Raw genomic sequence first — 16,534 nt, forward strand, 5'->3', positions numbered from 1 at the left:
CCTCTGAAAAGGTGACATTTGCGTTTCGAAGGTATATTTTGTTTTTTACCCGAAAATCGCAGGAGATAGCGGCATAATGACTGATAAATTCCATATCTTAGTTTTGAACGGACCGAACCTGAACATGCTCGGCACCCGTGAGCCAGAGAAGTACGGCACGCTAACATTGAGTGAAATTGTTAACCGTCTGGGAACGGAAGCAGCGTCACTGAATGTGGATTTGGATCATTTTCAGTCGAATGCGGAGTACGCACTCATCGACCGTATTCATCAGGCTAAAGACAATGTGGACTATATCCTGATCAATCCGGCCGCGTTTACGCACACCAGTGTTGCTATCCGCGACGCACTGCTTGCGGTGAGTATCCCGTTTATCGAGATCCACCTGAGTAATGTGCACGCCCGAGAGCCGTTCCGTCACCATTCGTATCTGTCGGATATCGCTGCTGGCGTTATCTGTGGACTGGGCGCAGACGGCTATTCATACGCTTTACAGACAGCGGTAAAACGCTTGTCACAATCACACTAAACAAGAGTACGGAACCCACTCATGGATATTCGTAAGATTAAAAAACTGATCGAGCTGGTTGAAGAATCAGGCATCTCCGAACTGGAAATTTCTGAAGGCGAAGAGTCTGTACGCATCAGCCGTGCAGCCCCAGCCGCTAGCTTCCCGGTAATGCAGCAGGCTTATGCTGCGCCAGTGCAGCAGCCTGCGCTCTCCGCAGCCGTTGCGCCAGCAGCTGAAGCCGCACCTGCCGCTGCAGCAGAAATCAGTGGTCACATCGTACGTTCCCCAATGGTTGGTACTTTCTACCGCACCCCGAGCCCGGACGCGAAGGCGTTCATCGAAGTGGGTCAGAAAGTCAACGTAGGCGATACCCTGTGCATCGTTGAAGCGATGAAAATGATGAACCAGATCGAAGCAGACAAATCAGGTACTGTGAAAGCGATTCTGGTCGAAAGTGGTCAGCCGGTTGAATTTGACGAGCCGCTGGTCGTCATCGAGTAACGAGGCGTACATGCTGGATAAAATTGTTATCGCCAACCGTGGCGAGATCGCACTGCGTATTCTTCGTGCCTGTAAAGAACTGGGCATCAAGACCGTCGCTGTGCACTCAAGCGCGGATCGCGATTTAAAACACGTATTGCTGGCGGATGAGACGGTCTGTATTGGCCCGGCTCCGTCCGTAAAAAGCTATCTGAACATCCCGGCTATCATCAGCGCCGCTGAAATCACCGGCGCGGTGGCAATTCATCCGGGTTACGGCTTCCTCTCTGAGAACGCCAACTTTGCTGAGCAGGTTGAACGCTCTGGCTTCATCTTCATCGGCCCGAAAGCCGACACCATCCGCCTGATGGGCGACAAAGTGTCTGCAATCACCGCGATGAAAAAAGCCGGTGTTCCAACCGTACCAGGCTCTGACGGCCCTCTGACCGACGACATGGATGCTAACCGTGCTCATGCTAAACGCATTGGCTACCCGGTTATCATCAAGGCGTCCGGCGGCGGCGGCGGTCGCGGTATGCGCGTTGTGCGTAGCGATGCTGAACTGGCGCAGTCCATCTCCATGACCAAAGCAGAAGCGAAAGCCGCTTTCAGCAATGACATGGTGTACATGGAAAAATACCTGGAAAACCCACGCCACATCGAAATTCAGGTGCTGGCTGACGGTCAGGGTAACGCGATCTATCTGGCAGAACGTGACTGCTCCATGCAGCGTCGTCACCAGAAAGTGGTCGAAGAAGCGCCAGCACCGGGCATTACTCCGGAACTGCGTCGCTACATCGGCGAGCGTTGCGCCAAAGCGTGTGTCGATATCGGCTATCGCGGGGCAGGTACCTTTGAGTTCCTGTTCGAAAACGGCGAGTTCTATTTCATCGAAATGAACACCCGTATTCAGGTTGAACACCCGGTTACCGAGATGATCACCGGCGTTGACCTGATCAAAGAACAGCTGCGTATCGCTGCGGGCCAGCCGCTGTCCATCAAGCAGGAAGAAGTTGTGGTGAAAGGTCATGCGGTAGAGTGCCGTATTAACGCCGAAGACCCGAACACCTTCCTGCCAAGCCCGGGTAAAATCACGCGTTTCCACGCGCCGGGTGGCTTTGGTGTGCGCTGGGAGTCTCATATCTACGCCGGTTACACCGTACCGCCGTACTATGACTCAATGATCGGCAAGCTTATCTGCTACGGCGAAAACCGTGACGTGGCGATTGCCCGCATGAAAAACGCCCTGCAGGAACTGATCATCGACGGTATCAAAACCAACGTTGATCTGCAGATGCGTATTATGAGCGACGAGCACTTCCAGAATGGTGGAACCAACATCCACTATCTGGAGAAAAAACTCGGCCTGAACGAGAAGTAAGAGACCTGTGTTGCTAAAAGGCCGGATTATCCGGCCTTTTTTATTTCTGGGGCCTGGAAAGCCTCATCATGTACAATCCCCGCTTTCTTCATCCACAAGGGACAAAAAATGGACAAACGTTTTGTTCAGGCCCATAAAGAAGCGCGCTGGGCGCTGTGGCTGACCCTTCTCTATCTCGCAGCATGGTTAGTAACTGCTTACTTACCTGACTCCGCTATTGGCATCACCGGCCTGCCGCACTGGTTCGAAATGGCGTGTCTGCTGGTACCGCTGGTCTTCATCCTGCTGTGCTGGGCAATGGTGAAATTCATCTATCGCGATATTCCGCTGGAGGACGATGATGCAGCTTGAAGTCATTCTGCCGCTTATCGCTTACTTGTTAGTGGTGTTTGGTTTATCCGTTTACGCCATGCGTAAAAGAACGACGGGCACCTTCCTGAACGAGTATTTTCTTGGCAGCCGCTCGATGGGCGGCGTCGTGCTGGCCATGACGCTGACCGCGACCTACATCAGCGCCAGTTCGTTTATCGGCGGACCCGGTGCAGCCTATAAATACGGGTTAGGCTGGGTGCTGCTGGCGATGATCCAGCTTCCAGCCGTCTGGCTCTCGCTGGGCATACTGGGTAAAAAATTTGCCATTCTGGCGCGCCGTTATAATGCCGTGACGCTCAACGATATGCTGTTTGCCCGCTATCAGAGCCGTTTACTGGTGTGGCTGGCCAGCTTAAGCCTGCTGGTGGCCTTTATTGGCGCAATGACGGTGCAGTTTATCGGCGGGGCACGCCTGCTGGAAACGGCGGCGGGTATTCCCTACGAGACAGGCTTGATCATCTTCGGAGTCAGCATTGCGCTGTATACCGCGTTTGGCGGATTCCGCGCCAGCGTGCTGAACGATACGATGCAGGGTTTGGTGATGCTTATTGGCACCCTTGTTCTGCTGGTCGGCATTGTGCATGCCGCGGGTGGCCTGAGCCACGCCGTCGAAACGCTGGAAGCCATCGACCCGAAACTGGTCTCACCGCAGGGCGCGGATGACATTCTTTCGCCAACCTTTATGACCTCGTTCTGGGTGTTGGTGTGCTTTGGGGTGATTGGCCTGCCGCATACCGCCGTGCGCTGTATCTCTTACAAAGACAGCAAAGCCGTGCACAGAGGTATCATTATCGGCACTATCGTTGTCGCAATCCTGATGTTTGGTATGCACCTGGCAGGCGCGTTAGGTCGGGCAGTTATTCCTGACCTTACCGTACCCGATCTGGTTATCCCAACCCTGATGGTTAAAGTACTGCCGCCATTTGCCGCCGGGATCTTCCTCGCCGCACCGATGGCCGCCATTATGTCGACCATCAACGCTCAGCTGCTGCAAAGTTCCGCTACGATCATTAAAGATCTCTATCTGAACCTGCGTCCTGAGCAGGCAGAGAATGAACGGCGCCTGAAGCGCATGTCGGCCGTTATTACTCTGGCATTAGGGGCATTGCTGCTGTTAGCCGCGTGGCGCCCGCCGGAGATGATCATCTGGCTGAACCTGCTGGCATTTGGTGGGCTTGAAGCCGTATTCCTGTGGCCGCTGGTGTTAGGGCTCTACTGGGAGCGCGCGAATGCCGCCGGTGCGCTGAGCGCGATGATTGTCGGCGGCGTGCTTTACGCCGTCCTCGCAACGTTTAAGATTCAGTACCTGGGCTTCCATCCGATTGTGCCTTCGTTACTGCTAAGTTTACTGGCGTTTGTGGTGGGGAACCGTTTCGGTCAGCCCGTCCCACAACCCGCTATGATTTCTACTGATAAATAAAGAGTTTTGCCATGCCGTGGATCCAACTAAAACTGAACACAACCGGCGCTAACGCCGAGGAACTGAGCGATGCGCTGATGGAGGCCGGGTCGGTCTCTATCACCTTCCAGGACACGCATGACACGCCGGTCTTTGAGCCGCTGCCGGGCGAAACCCGCCTGTGGGGTGATACCGACGTTATTGGCCTGTTTGATGCCGAAACCGATATGAAAGAGGTTGTCGCGATTCTGGAGAATCATCCTCTGCTGGGCGCGGGTTTTGTGCACAAAATCGAACAGCTGGAAGACAAAGACTGGGAACGCGAGTGGATGGATAACTTCCATCCGATGCAGTTCGGCAAACGTCTGTGGATCTGCCCAAGCTGGCGTGACGTCCCGGACGAGAATGCGGTCAACGTGATGCTCGACCCGGGCCTGGCGTTTGGTACCGGTACTCACCCAACCACGTCCCTGTGCCTGCAGTGGCTGGATGGTCTGGATCTGGACGGTAAGACGGTGATCGACTTCGGCTGTGGATCCGGGATCCTCGCGATTGCAGCCCTGAAGCTGGGCGCGGCAAAAGCCATCGGGATCGATATCGATCCGCAGGCGATTCAGGCCAGCCGCGATAATGCCGAGCGTAACGGCGTCTCCGATCGTCTGGAGCTGTATCTGCCGGATGCTCAGCCAGACGCCATGAAAGCCGATGTGGTGGTCGCAAACATTCTGGCGGGCCCATTGCGCGAGCTGGCTCCGTTAATCAGCGTGCTGCCCGTTGAGGGCGGTCTGCTGGGTCTTTCCGGTATCCTGGCGAGCCAGGCCGACAGCGTGTGTGAAGCCTACGCCGATCTCTTTGCCCTTGACCCGGTAGTAGAAAAAGAAGAGTGGTGCCGCATCACCGGCCGTAAAAAATAAGAATCTGGCGTGGTCATCTGACCACGCCTATCCCCCTCTGATAATCCTCTCTCCCCCGTTCATTCTCCGGTAAAATAACCATACAAATCATGTTGGTTTGTATTACAAAAATTCACCGGAAGAATATTATGACACAGGTTACAGGCAAGGCAGCGCTGCTGGCGCTGAGCATGATCTCGGCTTCAGCATTCGCATCACACTGGAGCTACGAAGGAGAAGGATCGCCGGAACACTGGAGTGAGCTGGACGGGGCATACAAGACCTGTCAAAGCGGAATGAACCAGTCCCCTATTAATATTGATTCGACCGCTATCGCCCATCTCTCCCCGCTACAAACCCACTACGTTGATGGCCCTGTTACACTGACGAACAATGGCCATACCATTCAGGCAGGTGAACAGGCGAACACCCGCGATACTCTTACTCTCGATAAGCAAACCTGGACGTTACAGCAGTTCCATTTCCACGCGCCGAGCGAAAACACCGTGCATGGCAAGAGATACGCGATGGAAATGCATCTGGTCCATAAAAATGCCAGTGGGGAACTGACGGTGGTGGCGGTCATGTTTGATAAAGGAGCCGCAAACCCGGAGCTTGAAAAACTGTGGCGCGTTATGCCTCAGCAGGCCGAGCAGAACGTCTCCATCAAACAGGATCTCAACCTGAACAAACTGCTGCCAAAAGATAAAACGTACTGGCGCTTTAGCGGTTCACTGACCACTCCACCGTGTTCAGAAGGCGTCACCTGGATTGTACTTAAGCAGCCCCTGACGGTTTCTGCAGAACAGCTGGCCAGATTCACCCAGACGATGCATCACGATAATAACCGTCCGGTACAGTCGCTGCATGGGCGCGTTGTGGTCGAATAAGGCGCATTTTTCGCATGACGATCATGTTCTAAAATGCGAGGCAGATCGCAAAGAAGAAGGGAAATCTGCTGCTAAAAACAGCAGATTATCCCGCTTCAGCGACGCATTTATTCAGAAATGATGAGAAGTTACGGGAAATTGTAAGCGCCCATAAAATAACCATTATCATATAACTTAATGATTTAAATAATGAATAATTTTTAACGGGAAGATTGGGTGGCGATTCCTTGATCTACAACAGTGGATTGTTCAAAGTTTGGCCTTTCATCTCGTGCAAAAAATGCGTAATATACGCCGCCTTGCAGTCACAGTATGGTCATTTCTTAACTCATGCGCATCGGACACCACCAGCTTAGAAATCGCCTGATCGCAGCCCCTATGGCAGGTATTACAGACCGGCCGTTCAGGACGCTGTGCTATGAGATGGGAGCCGGTTTAACCGTATCCGAGATGATGTCGTCTAACCCGCAGGTTTGGGAAAGCGATAAATCCCGCCTTCGGATGGTGCACGTTGATGAACCAGGTATTCGCACCGTGCAAATTGCCGGAAGCGTGCCTGAAGAGATGGCAGATGCCGCGCGGATTAACGTGGAAAGTGGTGCCCAGATTATTGATATCAATATGGGGTGCCCGGCCAAAAAGGTGAATCGCAAGCTTGCAGGTTCAGCCCTTCTGCAATACCCCGACCAGGTGAAAGCTATCCTGACGGCGGTTGTCAGCGCGGTGGACGTTCCTGTTACGTTGAAGATTCGCACGGGTTGGTCGCCGGAACACCGTAACTGTGTAGAGATTGCCCAACTGGCCGAAGACTGTGGCATTCAGGCCCTGACCATCCATGGACGCACTCGCGCCTGTTTGTTCAACGGTGAAGCTGAATACGACAGCATTCGGGCAGTTAAGCAGAAAGTTTCCATTCCGATTATCGCGAATGGCGACATAACTGACCCGCTTAAAGCCAGGGCTGTACTCGACTATACGGGAGCTGATGCTCTGATGATAGGACGTGCAGCTCAGGGAAGACCCTGGATCTTCCGGGAAATCCAGCATTATCTGGACACTGGGGAGCTGCTTGCCCCGCTGCCTATGGCAGAGGTTAAGCGCTTGCTTTGTTCGCATGTTCGGGAACTGCATGACCACTACGGTCAGGCAAAAGGGTACCGAATTGCGCGTAAACACGTCTCCTGGTATCTCCAGGAGCACGCTCCAGATGACCAGTTTCGGCGCACATTCAACGCCATAGAGGATGCCAGCGTACAGCTGGAGGCGTTGGAGGCATACTTCGAAAATCTTGCGTAATGAAATAAAGAGCTGACAGAACTATGTTCGAACAACGCGTAAATTCTGACGTACTGACCGTTTCTACCGTTAACTCTCAGGACCAGGTAACTCAAAAGCCCCTGCGTGACTCGGTTAAACAGGCACTGAAGAACTATTTTGCTCAACTGAATGGTCAGGATGTTAATGATCTGTATGAGCTGGTACTGGCTGAAGTTGAACAGCCACTGTTGGACATGGTGATGCAATACACCCGCGGTAACCAAACCCGCGCTGCGCTGATGATGGGTATCAACCGTGGTACTCTGCGTAAGAAACTGAAAAAATACGGCATGAACTGATACTAATCAGTTAAATGCTTGTTTAAAAAGGCGCTCTTCGGCATGGGGAAGCGCCTTTTTTATTACCTGCGCTTCTCCGTCAACGCATTGTAAACCTTCGCCTCTCCTGCTTTTCAACCCCAGTTTTTCGTGTATATTTCCCCCACCTTACTGGCGATTTTCTCGCGGAATGACACAATGATTCGTAAATACTGGTGGCTGGTTGTCTTTGCAATCTCCGTTCTCATTTTCGATACACTCCTGATGCAGTGGATTGAACTGATGAGCACCGAAACCGATAAGTGTCGCAATATGAACTCTGTTAATCCGCTGAAACTCGTGAACTGCTCAGAGCTCGACTAATCGCCCGATTGCGCAAACCACCCCGTTATTACCCACTAAAAACGGGGATTTAAATCCCTTTGAGCCATTACCTGACGGTGATAATGTCTCGCCCTTCTCAACCGCTCTAGCGTAACCCCACACTCGAGTAGAACCGTCCATGCTGGTCAGCCAATACAACCCTATCCTTGTCGTCCTCTCCTTTGTTGTTGCCATTCTTGCTGCGTATACCGCGCTGAACATGGCTGCACGCGTCGCCGGGAGTGAAGGCGTCGCTGCCCGCGTCTGGCTGGCTGGCGGCGGTATTGCTATGGGGATTGGCGTGTGGGCCATGCATTTTATCGGCATGCTGGCGATGGACCTCTCCATGAGCATGAGCTACAACGCCACCCTGACGGTGCTATCTATGGTCATCGCCGTGGGGTCGTCGCTGTTTGCGCTATGGCTCGTGAGCTGCGAGCAACTACGCCTGCGCCGAATGCTGCCCGGCGCGCTGGTGATGGGAAGCGGTATTGTTGCTATGCATTACACCGGCATGGCGGCGCTGGAGGTGGTGCCCGGGATTATCTGGGACAAGATGTGGGTGGCTATTTCGGTCGTGATTGCGCTTGCCGCTTCGCTCGCGGCATTATGGCTCACCTTCCGCCTGCGTCGCGAAGCCGCGCAGGTCGTGCTGATGCGCATGGGTGCCGCCATCACGATGGGAATTGCCATTGCCGGCATGCACTATGCCGGGATGAAAGCGGCGCAGTTTCCGATGTCCACAATGGTTCACCATGAGGGTATCAACGGGAGCTGGCTGGCGGTGCTGGTCAGCGTCGTCGCGCTCTCAATTCTTGGGATCACCCTGCTGGTGTCGATGCTGGATGCCCGCCTTCAGGCTCGTACCGCCCTTCTGGCCTCGTCGCTGGCAGAAGCTAACCGGGAACTCGCTCAACTGGCGCTGCACGATACCCTGACGCGTCTGCCTAACCGTATCCTGCTGGAAGATAGACTCGATCAGGCCATCAGCAAAGCCGATCGTGAAGGGAACCACTTTGCCCTGATGTTCATGGATCTTGACGGCTTTAAAGCCATCAATGATGCCTACGGCCATGATGTCGGTGACAGGCTGCTGGTCGCCGTTACGCAGCGTCTGCTGCTTCTCCTGAAAGGCCAGTTCACCCTTGCACGTATCGGTGGTGATGAATTTGTTCTGCTGGCAGAGGGAGAAGGTCCGGACGACGCGGCATCGCTGGCAAATTCGCTGGTGCGCGCGATCGATAGCCCGTTCAATCTCAGCCCCTATGAACTGGTAGTGACCCTCAGCATTGGTATCGCGCTGTACCCTCACGACGGAAAAACCGAGCGTGAGCTGATGTTTAACGCCGACGCGGCGATGTATCACACGAAGCATATGGGCCGTAACGGTTACCACTTTTTCCAGCCCTCGATGAACACCCTGGCGCAGACCCATCTCCAGTTAATGAACGATCTGTGGATGGCAATCGATCGCAATGAGCTGCGCCTGCTGTATCAGCCAAAATTTCACGCCCCGGCGGGCCCGGTCCTCGGATTCGAGGCGTTATTGCGCTGGCAGCATCCTAAGCAGGGGCTACTGACGCCGGACCTTTTTCTGCCGCTGGCGGAAAAAACGGGGCTAATCGTCCCCATTGGCAACTGGGTGATTAATGAAGCCTGCCGCCAGCTGCGGGAATGGCATCTCCAGGGGCATCACAGCTGGTCAATGGCGGTAAATCTGTCGACACTGCAGTTTGAACAACCTTCGCTGGTTAAAACGGTTCTCGACTGCCTGGCACTTCACCAGGTGCCACCGGAAATGTTGATCCTCGAAGTGACGGAAACCACGGCGATGAGCAACCCGGATGAAAGCGTACGCGTGCTGACAGAGCTGACGGATGCAGGCGTGAAAGCCTCCATTGATGATTTTGGCACCGGATATTCGAGCCTGCTGTACCTCAAGCGATTACCGGCCTGCGAATTGAAAATCGACAGGGCGTTTGTGAAAGAGCTCAGCGGCGAAAGCGAGGATGCCACTATTGTCTCAGCAATTGTGGCTCTCGCTAAAACACTTAACCTGAAAGTCGTGGCTGAAGGTGTGGAAACCGAAGCGCAGCAAGCCTTTTTAACCGAGCTTGGCTGTAACACCCTTCAGGGTTATCTGTTAGGTAAACCCGTCAGCGCGCAGACCATAGAAGCACTTTGTGCCCGAGGGGAAATGTTACCTGGTGCTGAACAGTAAGCCCCCTCATCTGGCGGCACGCGAATAACCGGGAGTGTCGCCAGTATGCTATCGACCAGAGCGGGAGCCTGCTGATAAAGATTAAAACTGTCGTTATTCATTAACCAATTTTTAATTATTCCGCTAAAAAAACCGTGGAATACAATCAAGGTGAGATCAACATTCACCTGTGGCGAAATGATGTTTCGCGAAATACAGGTCTCCAGCGTGGCGCGTAGCGTGTCATCGTTGAATCCGATACGCTTTCTGATTTCACGCTCAGAAATCATATCACTGCTAAATTCACACTTATGATACAGAATTTGTAAAAGCGCACATTGCCGGGGTTCATGGGCAATATACTGCAGCGCGGTAATAAATTGCTCACGAAGTTTTAACAATGGATCGTCACTATCGGAAAGGGAAAGCCTGTCGTTAATAATATCGCGAAGCGGTAATTGCTGTTCCCAGATGGCATTAAATATTTCAGATTTACTGGTGAAGTGCCAGTAGATCGCGCCGCGCGTCACCTTAGCGGCATCAGCGATATCCGTCAGCGTCGTGCTGGCTACGCCACGCGTCGCAAACTGTCCGATAGCCGCCTCAATCAGCTGCTGCCGGGTTTGTTGAGCCTCTTCTTTCTTTTTACGCGCCATAGGCAACTACTCGTTACTCACAATGTTTAAAGGTGATATTGCGTTCATGCAAATATAAGTATTTACTAAAATCCGTTTTAATTTTGCACAAAAAAAGTCAATCTTCTTAATTTATAATTAATACAAATACATCGAACAAATTAAATTCATGAAGTGAATAATTAGACAACATCAATCCCATTTACCTGATTAACATGCCTGAAGTATATCCCCGAATGGACCAGGTCTGATTCTGATTTTTTTCCTACGAGCATGGTCATTCGCACTTATAAATTAAAAAACATTAAATACCCTCATTATTATACGCAGCTACATTTTATTTTTTATCCCTCTGCCCCAGCTACCGGTTCGCGACATATATCGGTTAATGGGTATTTAAAGGAACAGTAATGACGAATCATTTCAGACGCTTGCCCTTATCTGGTTTCATTGTCTGCGCGGTACTGCTCACTGGATGCGATGGTCAGGAAAATCAACAACAACACCTGCAGGCGCCTCAGGTCAGCGTGCATATAGTGAAAAGCGCACCTCTGGCTGTCACCACTGAACTCCCGGGCAGAACAGATGCATTTCGCGTTGCGGAGGTTCGTCCTCAGGTCAGCGGCATTATTCTTCGCCGTAACTTCGCGGAGGGTAGCGATGTAAAAGCGGGCGAGTCACTCTACCAGATTGATCCTGCGACCTATCAGGCAGCCTATGATAGCGCGAAAGGCGAACTGGCGAAGGCTCAGGCGGCGGCCAATATTGCGCACCTGACCGTAAAACGTTATCTCCCGCTGGTAGGCACCCAGTATGTCAGTAAGCAGGAGTATGACCAGGCCGTGGCGACGGCTCAGCAGGCAGATGCCAGCGTGGTTGCCGCAAAAGCGGGCGTTGAAAGCGCACGTATCAACCTTGCCTACACCAAAGTGACCTCTCCGGTTGATGGTCGTATCGGGAAATCCAGCGTGACCGAAGGGGCGCTGGTGACGAACGGGCAGGCCGCAGCGCTGGCAACGGTCCAGCAGCTCGATCCGATTTATGTCGATGTCACCCAGTCCAGTAATGATTTTATGCGCCTGAAACGGACGAGCCTGCAAAAAGGCGATACCGCCAGCAGCGTTGAACTGGTGATGGAGAACGGGCAGCCCTATCCGCTGAAAGGCACATTGCAGTTCTCTGACGTCACGGTTGATGAAAGTACCGGCTCGATCACCCTGCGCGCCATTTTCCGGAACCCTCAGCATCTGTTGTTACCCGGCATGTTCGTTCGCGCCCGAATTGATGAAGGCACCCAGCCGGATGCGATTCTGGTACCACAGCAGGGCGTGACCCGCACACCGCGAGGCGATGCAACCGTCCTGGTGGTGAACGATAAAAACCAGGTTGAGCCGCGAACCGTCGTGGCCCCTCAGGCAATTGGCGATCGCTGGCTGGTGACGGAAGGGCTGAAAAACGGTGATCGCGTGATTGTCAGCGGGCTACAGAAAGTCAGACCGGGGGCAACCGTCGTCGCCACGCCGGATACCACCACGACGCCAGCCGGTTAAGGGACGACGACATGGCTAATTTCTTTATTCAGAGACCGGTTTTCGCCTGGGTACTTGCCATCATTTTGATGATTGCAGGCGGGCTGGCCATTCTCAAACTTCCCGTCGCACAGTATCCGACCATTGCCCCTCCCGCCGTGGCGATATCCGCGACCTACCCGGGAGCTGACGCTCAAACGGTGCAGGATACCGTGACCCAGGTTATCGAACAGAACATGAACGGTATCGATAAGCTGATGTATATGTCCTCCACCAGCGATTCAGCGGGTAACGTCACCATCACCCTGACCTTCGAATCAGGAACCGATCCGGACATCGCCCAGGTGCAGGTGCAGAACAAGCTGCAGCTCGCCATGCCGCTGCTGCCGCAAGAGGTACAGCAGCAAGGGATTGGCGTGGAGAAATCCAGCAGCAGCTTCCTGCTGGTCGCCGGCTTTGTTTCAGACAACAAAAATCTCACGCAGAATGACATCTCTGACTATGTCGCGTCGAACGTCAAAGATGCCATCAGCCGAACGTCTGGCGTCGGTGACGTTCAGCTGTTTGGCGCTCAGTATGCGATGCGCATCTGGCTCGACAGCAACGCGATGAACAAATACCAGCTGACGCCGCAGGATATTATCAACCAGCTGAAAACGCAGAACGACCAGATAGCGGCAGGCCAGCTGGGCGGAACGCCGTCCATTCCCGGGCAGCAGCTGAATGCCTCGATCATCGCGCAAACCCGCCTGAAATCTCCGGAGGAGTTTGGCCGCGTAACGCTTAAGGTGAACCAGGACGGCTCGATGGTTCATTTGAAGGACGTGGCTCGCATTGAGCTGGGTGGCGAAAACTACAATATGGTCACTAAAATCAACGGGCAGGCGGCAACCGGTCTGGGGATTAAGCTGGCAACCGGGGCAAATGCGCTGGACACTGCGGCAGCCATTAAGAGCAAGCTGGCGCAACTGCAGCAGTTCTTCCCGCAGGGGCTGAAAGTGGTCTATCCCTATGACACCACGCCTTTTGTGAAGATCTCCATTCACGAAGTGGTGAAGACCCTGTTTGAAGCAATCATTCTTGTCTTCCTGGTCATGTACCTGTTCCTGCAAAACCTGCGCGCGACCCTCATCCCAACTGTCGCGGTGCCGGTCGTTCTGCTGGGTACCTTCGCGGTTCTGGCGGCATTCGGTTTCTCCATCAATACCCTGACGATGTTCGGCATGGTGCTGGCGATAGGTCTGCTGGTCGATGACGCTATCGTGGTCGTTGAGAACGTTGAACGCGTCATGGTCGAGGACAAACTGCCGCCGAAAGAGGCCACGCAGAAGTCGATGGAGCAGATCCAGGGTGCACTGGTCGGGATCGCCATGGTGCTCTCGGCGGTCTTTATTCCGATGGCCTTTTTTGGCGGCTCGACGGGGGCGATCTATCGTCAGTTCTCGCTGACTATCGTTTCCGCTATGGCGTTGTCCGTACTGGTTGCGCTAATCCTGACGCCCGCACTCTGCGCAACGTTGCTTAAGCCCGTATCCGGTGACCATCATGAGAAAAAAGGTGGCTTCTTCGGCTGGTTTAATGCGCTCTTCGATAAAAGCGTGGAGCACTACAGCAACAGCGTGAGCGGTATTTTGCGTAAGGCAGGACGCTATCTGGCGGTGTACGTCATTATCGTCGGAGGGATGGCGGTGCTCTTCCTGCGCTTGCCTACCGCCTTCCTGCCCGAAGAGGATCAGGGGGTGTTTATGACGATGGTTCAACTCCCGGCGGGTGCAACCCAGACGCGTACTCAGCAGGTCCTCGATCAGGTTCAGGACTACTATCTGAACAACGAAAAGGCGAACGTGGAATCCGTCTTTACCGTAAACGGCTTTAGCTTTAGCGGCCAGGGTCAGAACGCCGGTATTGCCTTCGTCAGCCTGAAGCCCTGGGAGGAGCGAGCGGGGTCGGAAAACGGCGTTGAAGCCATTGTGGGTCGCGCGACGAAAGCATTCAGTCAAATTAAAGACGGCCTCGTGTTCCCGTTTAACCTGCCTGCAATTATCGAACTGGGTACCGCCACGGGCTTCGACTTTGAATTGATCGATCAGGCCAACCTGGGGCATACCCAGCTGACGCAGGCGCGTAACCAACTGCTCAGCATGGTGAATGAGCACCCTGACCTGCTGGTTCGCGTCCGCCCTAACGGTCTTGAAGATACGCCTCAGTTCAAGCTGGATGTCGATCAGGAGAAAGCGCAGGCGCTGGGCGTCATCCTTTCTGACGTCAACCAGACGATTTCGACGGCCTTAGGCGGCACCTATGTGAATGACTTTATCGATCATGGGCGCGTGAAAAAGGTCTACGTCCAGGCTGATGCAAAATTCCGTATGTTGCCAGGAGATATTAATAACCTTTACGTGCGCAGCGCGAATGGGGAAATGGTCCCGTTCTCCGCCTTTAGCAACGCTCACTGGGTCTATGGTTCACCTCGTCTGGAGCGCTATAACGGGATGCCTTCTATGGAGATCCTGGGTGAATCAGCCCCGGGTAAAAGTACCGGTGAGGCCATGGCTATGATGGAAAGCCTCGCGGCAAAACTGCCTTCCGGTATCGGCTATGACTGGACGGGGATGTCTTATCAGGAGCGCCTCTCGGGTAACCAGGCGCCAGCACTGTACGCCATTTCACTGATCGTGGTGTTCCTGTGCCTGGCTGCGCTGTATGAAAGCTGGTCCATTCCGTTCTCCGTCATGCTGGTTGTGCCGCTGGGGGTCATTGGGGCTCTTCTCGCAGCGTCGCTGCGCGGGTTAAACAACGACGTCTATTTCCAGGTCGGCCTGCTGACGACGATTGGTTTATCGGCGAAAAACGCCATCCTGATCGTCGAATTTGCTAAAGACCTGATGGATAAAGAAGGCAAAGGCATTATTGAAGCCACGCTGGAAGCTTCCAGGATGCGCCTTCGACCGATCCTTATGACATCCCTGGCCTTTATTCTTGGCGTCATGCCGCTGGTGATCAGCACCGGGGCGGGGAGCGGCGCGCAAAACGCCGTCGGTACGGGCGTTATGGGGGGAATGCTTTCCGCAACGCTTCTGGCGATTTTCTTCGTGCCTGTTTTCTTTGTGGTTGTTCGGCGACGATTTACTCACCATAAAGAGTAATGTTTCCCTGAAAAGGCACCTCTGGTGCCTTTTTTATTTTTAACATAAACAATGAATTAGGCTTTACATAAAGGTAGCATTAAAAATATGATGATTTGCATTAAGTAAAAACAGTCTCTTAAAACTCCATAATGTCTCCATTAATTCTTCCTGAAACCGACTTTTCTCCACGATTTTTACAAACTACATAATTTGAGATTATTCCTCGTGTAACGAGGACTTACCCCGGTGGTAAAATAACCTCCAGTTCGTTAATAGCCCTCCTGGCTTTATAGCGGATGAGAAATAATACTGAGGTAACATCATGAAAAGATTCATTTCCGTTGCACTTCTCGCTGCGCTGCTTGCTGGTTGCGCGCACGACTCTCCATGTGTACCGGTTTACGACGACCAGGGCCGACTGGTTCATACCAATACCTGTATGAAAGGCACCACCCAGGATAACTGGGAGACTGCGGGTGCTATCGCCGGCGGTGCTGCCGCAGTAGCGGGTCTGACGCTGGGTATTGTTGCTCTGACCAAGTAAAATCTGTTGAGAAAGCGTGGCTCTGGCCGCGCTTTTGCTTTTAATGAGTGCAGTATTTTCAAATAAGTAAAAAAATAGCCCCGTATTTATTCACATAATTAATCTAAGCCGGAAGTCAGTCACAGCTTTTTTGCATACTCATTCAAATTACTTATTCTATCGTGATGATTTTCACACATTAATATTATTGAATACCCTGCCAATATTCACGCTGAAAACTATCTCTTCTTTTTCCTGACCCGACTCGCAACTTTTGCTCCAATTTGTGGCACAGGTTGTAATTTCGCACCGTTTCGGGGCGCTCGTTTTATTTAAGCCTGTCTACACTCAGCATTAAGCGTTCACTCATCTCTTATTTTGTCGAACGCAAAACTGGCATTACGTTTGCTTTATAAACGTTGGCCAAAGCCACAGACAGGTAAAGCGTTTAAAAACGCCTCTATAACGATAAATTACGCCACACAGGATGCATTATGAAAAAGACGATGATAGCCAGCCTGGCCGCTGCAGGCATGTTGTTTGCCGTAGCCGGTCAAGCCCATGTGCGTATTCCGCTCTGATCGATCATGTTTTCGCGTGGAACGTCGATCAGCGATTCGCAGCTGATCGATCAT

At 53.0% G+C, this 16,534-nt stretch carries 15 protein-coding genes; 14 read left to right on the forward strand and 1 reads right to left on the reverse strand.

Annotated features, from left to right (window positions below; all coding sequences use genetic code 11):
* The first annotated feature begins 76 nt into the window (after positions 1–76).
* The 11 genes from aroQ (at position 77) to DEO48_RS24330 (ending at position 10,105) form a co-directional block, all read left to right on the forward strand.
* The gene (aroQ, locus tag DEO48_RS24280) at positions 77–529 is read left to right on the forward strand and encodes a type II 3-dehydroquinate dehydratase (protein WP_023309405.1); all 453 of its coding nucleotides are present in this window, start codon (positions 77–79) and stop codon (positions 527–529) included.
* A 21-nt stretch (positions 530–550) separates the two neighbouring features.
* Positions 551–1,012, forward strand: a complete 462-nt coding sequence (gene accB, locus DEO48_RS24285; protein WP_010436174.1) for an acetyl-CoA carboxylase biotin carboxyl carrier protein — start codon at positions 551–553, stop codon at positions 1,010–1,012.
* A gap of 10 nt (positions 1,013–1,022) precedes the next feature.
* The gene (gene accC, locus DEO48_RS24290) at positions 1,023–2,372 is read left to right on the forward strand and encodes an acetyl-CoA carboxylase biotin carboxylase subunit (protein ID WP_003860388.1); all 1,350 of its coding nucleotides are present in this window, start codon (positions 1,023–1,025) and stop codon (positions 2,370–2,372) included.
* 108 nt (positions 2,373–2,480) lie between these two features.
* Positions 2,481–2,723, forward strand: a complete 243-nt coding sequence (locus DEO48_RS24295) for a YhdT family protein (RefSeq protein ID WP_006178860.1) — start codon at positions 2,481–2,483, stop codon at positions 2,721–2,723.
* Positions 2,713–4,164 carry a sodium/pantothenate symporter gene (gene panF / locus DEO48_RS24300; RefSeq protein ID WP_109846519.1) on the forward strand — a complete coding sequence of 484 codons (1,452 nt, stop codon included), beginning with the start codon at positions 2,713–2,715 and terminating at the stop codon, positions 4,162–4,164. Before DEO48_RS24295 ends, panF begins: the two co-directional genes overlap by 11 nt.
* An 11-nt stretch (positions 4,165–4,175) precedes the next feature.
* Positions 4,176–5,057, forward strand: a complete 882-nt coding sequence (gene prmA / locus DEO48_RS24305; protein ID WP_032639765.1) for a 50S ribosomal protein L11 methyltransferase — start codon at positions 4,176–4,178, stop codon at positions 5,055–5,057.
* Between the two features lie 128 nt (positions 5,058–5,185).
* Positions 5,186–5,926, forward strand: a complete 741-nt coding sequence (locus DEO48_RS24310; RefSeq protein ID WP_109846520.1) for a carbonic anhydrase — start codon at positions 5,186–5,188, stop codon at positions 5,924–5,926.
* A gap of 330 nt (positions 5,927–6,256) precedes the next feature.
* The gene (gene dusB / locus DEO48_RS24315) at positions 6,257–7,222 is read left to right on the forward strand and encodes a tRNA dihydrouridine synthase DusB (RefSeq protein WP_109846521.1); all 966 of its coding nucleotides are present in this window, start codon (positions 6,257–6,259) and stop codon (positions 7,220–7,222) included.
* Positions 7,223–7,245: 23 nt separating this feature from the next.
* Positions 7,246–7,542 (forward strand): DNA-binding transcriptional regulator Fis, encoded by a 297-nt coding sequence (gene fis / locus DEO48_RS24320; RefSeq protein ID WP_000462905.1) that lies wholly within the window; start codon positions 7,246–7,248, stop codon positions 7,540–7,542.
* Between the two features lie 177 nt (positions 7,543–7,719).
* Positions 7,720–7,884, forward strand: coding sequence for a DUF2556 family protein (locus DEO48_RS24325; RefSeq protein ID WP_023309432.1), 165 nt, complete (start codon positions 7,720–7,722; stop codon positions 7,882–7,884).
* 139 nt (positions 7,885–8,023) lie between these two features.
* Positions 8,024–10,105 (forward strand): bifunctional diguanylate cyclase/phosphodiesterase, encoded by a 2,082-nt coding sequence (locus DEO48_RS24330; protein ID WP_109846522.1) that lies wholly within the window; start codon positions 8,024–8,026, stop codon positions 10,103–10,105.
* Here the strand turns inward: DEO48_RS24330 and envR are convergent.
* Entirely contained in the window at positions 10,021–10,740 is a 720-nt protein-coding gene (gene envR, locus DEO48_RS24335; protein ID WP_109846523.1) for an acrEF/envCD operon transcriptional regulator, read from the reverse strand. The two genes, DEO48_RS24330 and envR, sit on opposite strands and share 85 nt — an antisense overlap.
* Positions 10,741–11,129: 389 nt before the next feature.
* Here envR and DEO48_RS24340 point away from each other — a divergent pair, with 389 nt between their 5' ends.
* The 3 genes from DEO48_RS24340 to DEO48_RS24350 all read left to right on the forward strand — a co-directional run bounded on the left by DEO48_RS24340 (position 11,130) and on the right by DEO48_RS24350 (position 15,920).
* Positions 11,130–12,269 carry an efflux RND transporter periplasmic adaptor subunit gene (locus DEO48_RS24340; RefSeq protein ID WP_109846524.1) on the forward strand — a complete coding sequence of 380 codons (1,140 nt, stop codon included), beginning with the start codon at positions 11,130–11,132 and terminating at the stop codon, positions 12,267–12,269.
* 11 nt (positions 12,270–12,280) lie between these two features.
* Positions 12,281–15,394 (forward strand): efflux RND transporter permease subunit, encoded by a 3,114-nt coding sequence (locus DEO48_RS24345; RefSeq protein WP_109846525.1) that lies wholly within the window; start codon positions 12,281–12,283, stop codon positions 15,392–15,394.
* 304 nt (positions 15,395–15,698) lie between these two features.
* Entirely contained in the window at positions 15,699–15,920 is a 222-nt protein-coding gene (locus DEO48_RS24350; RefSeq protein ID WP_008502867.1) for a lipoprotein, read from the forward strand.
* Positions 15,921–16,534 lie beyond the last annotated feature (614 nt).

This window comes from Enterobacter sp. CGMCC 5087 (assembly GCF_003144775.1).
Taxonomy (GTDB): Bacteria; Pseudomonadota; Gammaproteobacteria; order Enterobacterales; family Enterobacteriaceae; genus Enterobacter; species Enterobacter cloacae_M.